The organism is Nocardia amamiensis NBRC 102102 (genome assembly GCF_001612745.1).
Classification (GTDB): domain Bacteria; phylum Actinomycetota; class Actinomycetes; order Mycobacteriales; family Mycobacteriaceae; genus Nocardia; species Nocardia amamiensis.
In genome coordinates, this window is sequence record NZ_BDBA01000284.1 from 1 (window position 1) to 10,360 (window position 10,360).

Here is a 10,360-nt window from a genome sequence, read left to right on the forward strand (position 1 = left end):
CTAGGCGACTTTGTCCCACACGGCGATCGAGTAATCGACATACTGCAGCGGATCGCCGTCATACTCGGCTATCCGCAACAACCATGAGCCCAGTTCGCGCGAGACGTTCGTCAAGGCGCGCGTTCCAGCATCGGCACATGCAGGTCGACGTACACGGCGATAATGATCGGCACCTTCCGGTTCAACTGCTGCTCGTGCCGGATTCCGCGTTGCGCTGGCGACAAGCCCTCTCGTGATCCTCGACCATCTGCAGCCCCGAGGGGACGAGCACTTGATCGCCGGGCCCTCGAGTGTCACCCGCCTGTCCGATTCGAAGCAATGCAGCAATCCGACTGGTCGCATTGTTTGCCCGGTGTCTTCGAGAGTATTGCCAGTGGCGAGAATAGATTCTTGATGTCAACGTTGACGCCGCAACGACGCTTTCAGTAGGGTTGGAGGCAGTAGAGCCAGCCGTAGTCGAGATGGCAACGAAGCCTCCGATTCGACGAATGTCACACAGCAGCACCGTGCGGAGCCGGTTGCGCGAGCCGGAAGAGTGACAATCGCGACGTCTGCCGAAGAGGTCACCTTCGCGTTTTCGATGACGACAATTGCGAATCACGCCTGCATGCTTCAGCACCGCTACCAGGTAGTTCGGTTTGCACGCCGATCTGGAAGCACATCGTCAGACGCCGCGGCTCTCATGCCTGTTCCACGCCACGACTATGGAAGTGATGGTTTGTCCGGAAAGTGCTGCTGCGACGATGCTGAGAGAAGCATTCGCGTCGCAATCGCTGATGCAGCACTGCTATCTTGTACGCAAGGAAAGTGCCGATGACAGAAACGACTGCAGCTTTCGAAGAAGCTTCGGTTCCAAACGAATTCAATGTCGCCGCAGACCCGGTGTTGCTGGAATGTCTGGTGCGATCGGACGCGGGTTGGGCAGAGAACGATGTACGAGCCCTCGGACAACTGGCCGGCGCCGATCATGTGCGGCGATGGGCGCGTCAAGCCGAAAAATTCTCGCCGATTCTGCGCACATACGATCGGTATGGCCGCCGGATCGATGAGGTGGTGTTCCATGCTAGCTGGCATAGGTTGATGTCCGTCGGTGTCGGGGCGGGACTGGGCGCCGCACCGTGGTCTCCGGCGCGCCCAGGTGCTCATGTAGCACGCGCGGCCAAGGCATTCGTGTGGAGACAAGCCGAGCCAGGACACATGTGGCCACTGGAGACAACTTATGCGATCGTGCCGACACTGCGCCGCGAGCCAGCGCTCGCCGCTCGGTTCGAGCCGTTGCTGACAGCACCGGACTACGACTTCGGATTGCGCGCGCCTGAGGGTAAGCGTGGGTTGCTGGCCGGCGTGTCGATGAGCGAGAACAAAAGCGAGGGCGGCATCCGTTCCACCACCACGTCGGCCTTTCCTGCCGGTGACGGCACCTACTTGCTGACGGGTCGCAAAGTTTTCACCCCCGCGCCTATGTGTGATCTTTTTCTCGTACTCGCGCAGACGCCCGGTGGCTTGTCCTGCTTTCTAGTACCACGCGTGCTGCCCGATGAAACACGTAACCGCATACATCTGATCCGCTTCAATAACGTGCTCGGCAACCGCGCCAACGCTTTGGCAGAGATCGAATACAACGGTGCTGCTGCATGGCTGATCGGCGAAGAAGGTAGTGGCGCCACAACATTTTCAGAAATAGCCGCTATGACAAGGCTCAACTGTATCCTCAGCACTGCGAGCGGCATGCGCGCAGGACTCACACAGGCTGTTCACCATGTGGCATATTGCCACTCGACCGGACAGCAGCTGGGCCACCAACCGCTGATGACCAATGTCTTGACAGACCTCGCCATCGAGACCGAAGCGGCGATCACTGCGGTGATGCACCTGGCCGAAGCCACTGATCACGCGGCAGCTGGCCATAGCCAGAAAGCGGCATTCCGACGTCTGGCGCTCGTAGTCTGCAACTACTGGATCTGCAAGCGAGGCTCAGCGCACATCACTGAGATTCTGGACTGCCTCGGCGGTAACGGCCACCTCGAAGAATCCGGAATACCGAATATCTACCGCGAGATGCCAATGCACTCCATCCGAGCAGGATCGAGTAACCTCGCCGCACGCGAAGCGCTGCGTGTGATAGCCAGACACCCCGAATCATTGGAGGCATTCTTCACCGAACTAGACCATACCCGCGGCGCCGACCGGCACCTCGATGCAGCAGTGCATTTTCTTCATCATAATCTTCGGGATCCGCAACAAACGCAGTGGCGCGCAGGAAGAATCCTCGAAGTCATGGCACTGACGCTACAAGGGGCACTGCTGGTCCAGCAGGATAATCCGGCTGTCTCGGACGCCTTCATATCGTCGCGGCTCGGCGGCGACTGGGACGGCACCTTCGGCACCCTGTCCAACAAACCTGACACGCAGACCATTATCCGGCGAGCGCTGGCGCCACTTTTGGATTCCGAATGGACGGGGCCGACAACTGTGCGTCCGGATTCGAGCGCAAACACGTGACTCACAGGTTTCATCTCCGGCCCAATCGCCCTCAAAAACGAGGCGGTACCGTTAATAGACGGTGTCTCACGTCGATGTAAATCCGTTTCCGGTGTGTCGGGATCGTTTGTGCTGCATGATGTTCGGCCGTGGCAGACGAGTTGTCGAAGCGGCTGGTGCCCGACGAGTTGTGGGAGCTGGTGGAGCCGTTGCTGCCGGAGTTCGTCCCGCGCGCACAGGGTGGCGGTACCACGCCGGTCGACCAGCGGGCGGTGTTCACCGCGGTGGTGTACGTGCTGGCCAGCGGTTGTGCGTGGCGGATGCTGCCACCGTCGTGGTGTCACCGTGCCGACGGCGCATCGCCGGTTCACTGTCTGGACCGAGGCTGGTCTGTGGCGGCGCCTACATCGCGCCGTGCTCGATGAGCTGGGTAGCGAAGGCTTGGTCGACTGGTCGCGGGCGGTGATCGACGCGGCGTCGGTGCGGGCCAAAGGGGGGGCGACATGACCGGGCCGAGCCCGGTCGATCGTGGCAAGTCCGGCTCGAACTGCACGTGCTGTCGGTTCGGGCGGGAATTCCTCTGGCCGTGGGCATTTCGGCAGCCAACACCAACGATGCCGAGGCGCTGCGCCCGCTGGTGCGGGCGATCCCGGCGGTCCGGTCGCGGCGCGGTCCGCGCCGGGGGGATTCACGGTGAGCAGACCGGTGGAAGGATACGTCGACACGCGGCGTTCACGACAGCTCTGCACCCGACCAGCGGCTACGCCCGCAAACTCAACGGCTCCTAGAGAACGTTGATGTAGGCTTTGCTACCCCGTCCCATGCCAAGGCCCCGCCTCTTTTTGGAGGAGAGGTAGACCGATTGGGGGACGTGCCGCAGGGTGTAGGAGGCCGGCCCGCCGCCGCGCCCGACAGGCAGACCAGTGGGTCAGTGCAGCGAGGTCTGGCTTCGGGCCGCGGGACGTAATAGCCGATCTGGATCAGCTACCCTGCCATACCGCTCGATGGGCTGGCGGCCAGGGTTAAATATTGAATCCGGCCGAAGGGCGGCGACGGCCTGGTGCTTGGCCGACGCGCGGCCAACCGGATTCCGCGGCGACCGCTTCTCTGCTGACTTCCCTTTCCGATAGCGGATCGGACGGACGAGGGTGCCGAATTCATTGAAAGCCCACAGGCGCCGGAACTCTGCGAATCTATCCAGCAAGCAATGCGGCACTAGGTCATTCACCACATTTCTTGATTTCGACAGCTTGAGCAACTCGCGCATTCCGCCCTACGCGAACTCCCCGCAAACGTCGTGGGACGCTTGCGACGCTCAATCCCGTTGATTCCCAGCAACTTTCGCTACCGACCATGCCGTCGGCTAAGGTACCCGAAACCCTGCGACACAGTTTAACGAGCCGTTGAGTAGTGGCACAATGCTCAACGAGTCAACGTTGACGTAATCCACGCGTAACCAGATTCCCGCTCGGACTGTAAGGGGCGACGCCAGTGCACATGTCGAGAAGCGATTCGGGCTCCTGGTCGCGCCGGTCCCGAGCGTGGGATCCGGCCTATTGGGCACCGAGCGCGATTCTGTGCCGCTGCCGCAGCTGGGCCGATCTCACCCTGCTCGGCCGGATGGTGGTCCGGTTCCTGATCATCACGCAGCTTCTCCACGGGATCTCGACTCTCCTCGGGGGAGTCGCTGCTGCTGGAACCGATGCGGTTGCTCAAGGGAGAAGTATGTCGGCGATCGATGGGCTCGCCTGGGCCGACGTCAAGGACTCGTCCGGGATCCCGTTGTCGAATTACTTATTCGCTAGCCACCGCAGCGGTCTCTTCGATCCCGAGGACACGGCGTTGTCGATGGTGCTGGGCCTGGAATTCACAATGTTCATGGTCATCGTGATCAGCGCCATCTGGCTGACCGACTATGTCGTGAGCTTCCGCTGGCTCGACTGGCTCGCCGAGCCGTTGCGGGCGGTCGGCGACGGCCTCACTAATCAGATCGGCACCCCGATCGTATTGACTGTGGCGGCGTCGATCGGCGCGTTCTTCGTGGCATGGTTCGTTGTGCGCGGATATCACGCCAAGGCCGCGCTGCAGGTCGTGACCATGCTCGCGGTTGCTGTACTCGGCGCCACCTACTTGACGCAGCCACTGGCCGACGTGCTGTCGTCGCACGGTTTGCTGGTTCGAGGACGCGACGTGGGGATCTCTGTGGCGGCGGGGCTCAACGGCGACGGCTCGCCGGATGCTGAGGCGATCATCGATACCTTGAACGGCACGTTGGCTGACAATTTCGTGCGGCATCCGGTACAGGTATGGAATTTCGGCCACGTAGTCGACGACTCGCCGACCTGTCGCGCGGCATGGTCCTCGGGGGTGCTGGCGGGCAATGAGGCGCAAGTCGTGCGGGGCATGAACGCCTGCGGTGACTCCTATGCATACGCGAAGACCCAGAACCCGAGCATGGGGCAAGTCGGTACCGGCCTGGTACTGTTGATCTTCGGGACGATCTTGCTGCTTTTCCTGGCCTACTTGGCGCTCAAGATTTTCCTCGCCGCGCTCTCATCGATCTATCACGCAATCCTGGCCATCTTCGGTTTCGCCGCAGGCGGATTCATCTACGGCCCGACCCAGACATTCCTGGTTCGCAACCTTGTCAACATCGTTGGCGATGCTTTCTCGATGGTGTCCTACACCATATACCTCGGTATATACGTCTTGGTGTTGAAGAAACTGTTCCAAGTAGCCCCCGGCGGCGGCCTGGCGGTGATCTTCGTCGGCGGCGTGCTGATGATCGCAGGCTTCGCACTACTACGGCGCCTTGATTTTACCCTCCTCGGCGGCCAGAACCGAATCGCGGCGCAGATCGGCGCCACGATCGTCGGCAAGCCAGCTGCCGCGGGGGGAGTCGCGATGTCAGGAATGGGCGAGTCAAGCCTTAGACATACATTGTCGCCGGGGCACCTCGCCGCTACCGGAATGCGTTGGCTCAACGACTTCAGTGCCATCAACGCCAACCCCGTGACATCGTGGCTCTTTGGTCGCCCGAGCCCCTTCACCAGGTTTTCGGCGATGCAGCAACACATGAACTACTTGAATTACGAGTTGCTGCTGGGGCGGGTGCCGCGGGAGGCTGCGGAGGGGTGGATGGGCCGACTCACGGCTGGCAAGAATGCCCACGACGCAGCCGCCAGGCTTGCAGTTGCAGAATTCGGTGGCCACCACGCGCGGGCCGCTGCGGCGGCCGTCTCGAACGTGCTCGATCTCGGCGGCGACGCCGGCGACGCCCTGGGCGCTCTCATGGTCGCCGGGTTCTCCGAGGCGATGGGCAGAAGAGCGATCCAGTCCCACGTCCTCATGAATAAGGCCGCTGAGGACAATCCGGTGGTATACGGCCCGCTGGCAAAAGTCGCTGCCGCATTGGAACTCGCCGATACCGCCCGGGATCTTCCCGCCGCAAGCAGAGATGCCCACATAGCCCAATTCGCGGAATCGGCGAGTTTATTCCGGCGTGTCGCAACCCGGCCGCTGTATCGCGACAACAGAGATGTCGACCATTCTTTCGTTCGAAAGCTCAAGCAGAATTGGAACAAATCGTACGAAGAACTCAAAAACGCCGTGCCGGCCGAAGAATGGAGATCTGTCAGCGGTGACACGCTCCGTTACTTGGGAAGCGATATCGCAGGCGAACTCGATGCAGCAGCGAAGCGCTATTTGAAAGACCCGAAGGATGAATACCTCGTCGATGCAGCGATGATCAAGAATATCGCCGTGAATCTTGATCTGATTCTTTCCAATACCAACGTTGGACTGTGGACGAACTAGCCCTTTCCGAAAATGAGGTGATCGAGAAGTGGATACGACACAAAGAGAAACCATTCGAAGCCTGGTTCCGGCCCGGATGGACCGGCTTCCGTGGACCAGATTCCATTGGCTCATCGTGGTGGGGCTGGGTGTGTCCTGGATCCTCGACGGGATCGAGATCCAGATCGTCAGCAGCATGAGCGGCCCGCTGCAGAGCATTGAAGCCCTGAATCTGACCAGCGGCCAGGTAGGCGCGGCGGCCTCGTGGTACCTGGCCGGCCAGGTCGTCGGCGCACTCTTCTTCGGTCGACTCACCGACAGACTCGGCCGTAAGAAGCTGTTCATCCTGACCCTGGCGATTTATCTCATCGGCAGCGGATTAGCCGGTTTCTCCTGGAACAGCTGGTCGCTGTACCTGTTCCGCTTCATCGCCGGAACAGGAATCGGCGGCGAGTACACGGCGATCAACTCGGCGATAGACGAGATCATGCCGTCGAAATATCGAGGCCGGGTCGACATAGCGATCAACGGCACCTACTGGGGCGGCGCGGCGTTGGGCGCGGTGGCCAGTCTGTTCCTGTACAACGAGAACTTCATCCCGACCCACTGGGGATGGCGGATCGGCTTCTTCATCGGGCCGGTCCTCGGGCTCGTCATCATCTTCCTGCGCAGGCACATCCCGGAAAGCCCGCGCTGGCTGCTCACGCACGGGCGCGCTGCCGAAGCCGAGCGGACCGTCGACGAGATCGAAGCGCGCCTGCGCAGCCAAGGAGTCGAGCTTCCTCCGGTCGACGACCGCAAAGCCCTGGAGATCGTCGACTCGAATCGACTCTCCTACTTCCAAATGGCCCGGATCTTCTTCGGCCGTTATCCTTCTCGTTCCTTTCTCGGATTCACGATGATGGTCACGCAGGCATTCCTGTACAACGCCATCTTCTTTACGCAGGCAATGGTCCTGACGTACTTCTATGACGTGCCGGCCGACCACACCGGTTACTACTTCTTCCCGTTCGCCATCGGCAATCTGATCGGCCCATTGGTGCTCGGCCCGCTGTTCGACAGCATCGGCCGACGGAAGATGATCTGTACGACATATGTCGTGTCCGGCGTACTGTTGCTCGCCTCCGCCGTCGCCTTCGACGCGGGCGTCCTCAACGCCACGACACAGACCGCCTTCTGGTGTGTCATCTTCTTCTTCGCCTCGGCCGGCGCCTCCTCGGCGTATCTGACCGTCAGCGAAATCTTCCCGCTGGAACTGCGCGGCCAAGCCATCTCGTTCTTCTTCGCGATCTCGCAAGCCGCAGGTGGTGTCGTCGCACCCTACCTGTTCGGTCATCTGGTGGGCGGTGCCGACAACCCGAGCCCCGATCGGCTCCCGCTCACGATGGGATACGTCTTCGGCGCCGGAGTCATGATCGCCGGTGGCGTGATCGCCTGGTTCTTCGGCGTGAACGCGGAAGGCCGGTCGCTCGAGGACATCGCGGACCCGCTGTCGAAGGCGGAATCGTCCGACCCGAGTCTCAGCCCAGCCGTGAGCGACTGACCGAGCAGCCGCGAGAGGCGACGAAGGGAATTTGTCACCATGGTGCAACCAACCCCTTGGCAGACGAGTAAGACTCGGCATCGACCCGATGACTTACCAAGCCACGGCGAACGCGGTAGGCGAAAACGTCGGGTCGAAATCGCGAGGGTCCTGGCGCGGGTGAAACCGATCGCGACCTTGCTCCGGGGAAACTGGGGCTATCTGTGCGCCGCAGTCGGGAGCATCATCACATTCACCCTGCTGTTCAAGCCGTGGCTCAGCAGCAGTGGACCGGACGGCTCGATCTACAGCAATGCGTTCGGTCAGACCCGTATCACCACCACGCTGGTGGGTCTCTGGTCGCAGAAGCCACCGAACCACTCCAACCTCAACGGTATGTGGGCCGTCCTCGCCACCGCCGCGATTTTCGTCACCGTGATCGCCGCGTTGATCAATCTTTTGGCACGCACCAAAGCACTTGCTCACTTGACGGCTGGTTCCGCGGTAGCTGTGGCGATTTTCGTCCTCTGTATCCTGGTCTATCTCAATGGAAAGGGGCCGGAGCTACGCAACATGGTCGGTTCCGGCCCGCCCACCGACATCGGTACTCAGATCGGCTATGTGATTCGATGGGCCTCGGGTAATGGGCAATACCCGCTGCCAGGGGCACGAAAGGTCGAATTCTCCACCGCGAAGCTCACGAGTTCTGCGTTGTGGGCAGGCGCCGTTTCCGCGTTTTCGGCCGTGGCGGCGGTCGGGCAATGGTTTCACAGAATGAAATCGCTCCATCGCTCGACTGAACGGAAGAAATATTAGATGGCTGTCTCGAATCGGGTGCGTCCACGTATGCAAGCCGGGTGGATGGAGGGATATTGCCGACTTCGGTCAGCCGAATCCCGCCCCCCAAAACGTCGGGTGTGTCAGAACCTTGGCTCTGTCCCATATTCGGCTCTGTCCCATATTCGGTGGTGATGATCAGAACATGTTTACCCCAAAAGGATTCGATGCCTGAGCAGGGAAAACCCTGCGCGGCCGTACATTTGGCGTTTGATCAGCTTCGTTTTCGTATTGACGCCTTCGGTGGGGCCGTTGCTGTGCGGCAGGCTCAGCCCGGCGACGACGGCGTCGTGGTCTTGGTCGAGGCCGGTCAGGAAGGGTTCGAGCTCGACGAGCCCGGCCTCGCGGACCTGTTTGACCCAGGCGTCGATGTCGGTGCCGCGGCGTTCGGTCATCAGTTGTGCGAACTGTCTCACCAGCTCGGCGAGTGCGGTCATTTCCGGGCAGGTGGCCAGCAGTTCGTCTAGGTGGACGCGCCGCCCGTCGGGCAGGTTCTCCGGGCGGGTCAGTATCCAGCGGGTGACCCGCCGCGGTGACGGCGTGATCCGGTCACCGTCGAGTCGTCCCTGGTTGATGTACCGGTAGAGCAGGTTCTGGCCACCGGTGTAGCCGAGTTCGGTGATCTCGGCGAGCAGCCGCAGCACCGGGACGCCGGGCTCGGCGGCGCGGCGGGCGCGCAGGTGTTCGCGGTAGGGGTCGACCAGGCAGGCCCGGTACTGGGGTGGGCGGCGCAACCGATCCGGCTCAGGAACTCGGGCGTAACGTTTCACCGTGTTCAGCGAAAGTTCGAGTCGCCGTGAGCAATCCAGCAGGCCGACACCCTGGTCGAGGAGGTCGTGGATGGCGTGCCAGCGTTCGATGGTGCTCTGTTCCCGGACCAGCGATCGCCGTTTCGGGCCGGCGGCGGCCCAGCAGCTCGAGTGCGCGGCGACCACCTTTTCGGCCGTCTGGGCCAGCCCGTGCCACAGGTGCCACCGGTCCGATGCCTGGATCGCCGCAGGTAGTGCACGTCGCACGGCCTCGGCATACGTGGTGGACCCGTCGCGGGCGACGACCTCGACACCGGGGTGCTCGCGCAGCCACTGCGCGAGGGTGTCGGCCTTGCGGTCGGGCAGCACATCGATGCGTTCGTGGGTGTCGGCGTCGATCACGATCGTCGAATAGGTGTGTCGGCGCCGCAGGGCGAAGTCGTCGACCCCGACCGCTTTCGGGATCGGCCGCACCGGCAGCGGGATACGCAGCAGCACTCGGATCGCGGTCTGCCGCGACAACTGCAGCGCCAGCGTCGCCAGCAGCCGGACGCTCGCCCGCCCGGCCAGCTCCCGCACCACCGACCGGACCTGCCCGGTCAACCGGGTGGTGCGCCGCTGATATCGCTCCAGGACGCCGGGCACCTGCTCCCGGAAAGTACTGCGGCAGTCCGGGGTTGGGCACACCAGCCGCCGGACCTGCACCCGCAGGATCACGGGGCGGCCGTCGAGCGGAACGTCGGTAACCGTTCGCAGGTGATAGCCGTGGACACGGGCAGATTCGGCACCGCAACCTGGGCACACGGCCGGGCCGCTAGGCGTCCGGGCACGCACCGACAGCTGCCCACCGTCATCGACCACTTCCTCCACCACCAACGGCTGTAACCCTGAAAACACCACGGCAGCAGGCACATTCACCTTGCACACCGCAACATCGTGCCGTCACGACGGGGTCACCACCGAATATGGGACAGAG

5 protein-coding genes and 1 pseudogene are annotated in these 10,360 nt (G+C 62.1%); 5 read left to right on the forward strand and 1 reads right to left on the reverse strand.

From position 1 onward, the window contains the following. Nucleotides 1-813: 813 nt before the first annotated feature. The 5 genes and pseudogenes from NA4_RS35345 to NA4_RS35365 all read left to right on the forward strand — a co-directional run bounded on the left by NA4_RS35345 (nucleotide 814) and on the right by NA4_RS35365 (nucleotide 8,614). Nucleotides 814-2,502: an acyl-CoA dehydrogenase family protein gene (locus NA4_RS35345; protein ID WP_084497744.1), complete on the forward strand. Its 1,689-nt coding sequence runs from the start codon at nucleotides 814-816 to the stop codon at nucleotides 2,500-2,502. A 128-nt stretch (nucleotides 2,503-2,630) separates the two neighbouring features. After that, nucleotides 2,631-3,163: pseudogene (locus tag NA4_RS35350) on the forward strand (IS5 family transposase); the annotation flags it as partial. Nucleotides 3,164-4,206: 1,043 nt separating this feature from the next. Then, complete coding sequence (locus tag NA4_RS35355; protein WP_067479949.1) at nucleotides 4,207-6,297, forward strand: hypothetical protein; 2,091 nt, start codon at nucleotides 4,207-4,209, stop codon at nucleotides 6,295-6,297. A 28-nt stretch (nucleotides 6,298-6,325) separates the two neighbouring features. Further along, entirely contained in the window at nucleotides 6,326-7,819 is a 1,494-nt protein-coding gene (locus tag NA4_RS35360; RefSeq protein WP_245671737.1) for an MFS transporter, read from the forward strand. A 159-nt stretch (nucleotides 7,820-7,978) separates the two neighbouring features. After that, entirely contained in the window at nucleotides 7,979-8,614 is a 636-nt protein-coding gene (locus tag NA4_RS35365; RefSeq protein ID WP_067479953.1) for a hypothetical protein, read from the forward strand. A gap of 170 nt (nucleotides 8,615-8,784) precedes the next feature. Here NA4_RS35365 and NA4_RS35370 read toward each other — a convergent pair whose 3' ends face one another. Continuing rightward, the gene (locus NA4_RS35370; protein ID WP_067479955.1) at nucleotides 8,785-10,311 is read right to left on the reverse strand and encodes an ISL3 family transposase; all 1,527 of its coding nucleotides are present in this window, start codon (nucleotides 10,309-10,311) and stop codon (nucleotides 8,785-8,787) included. Nucleotides 10,312-10,360: the final 49 nt, after the last annotated feature.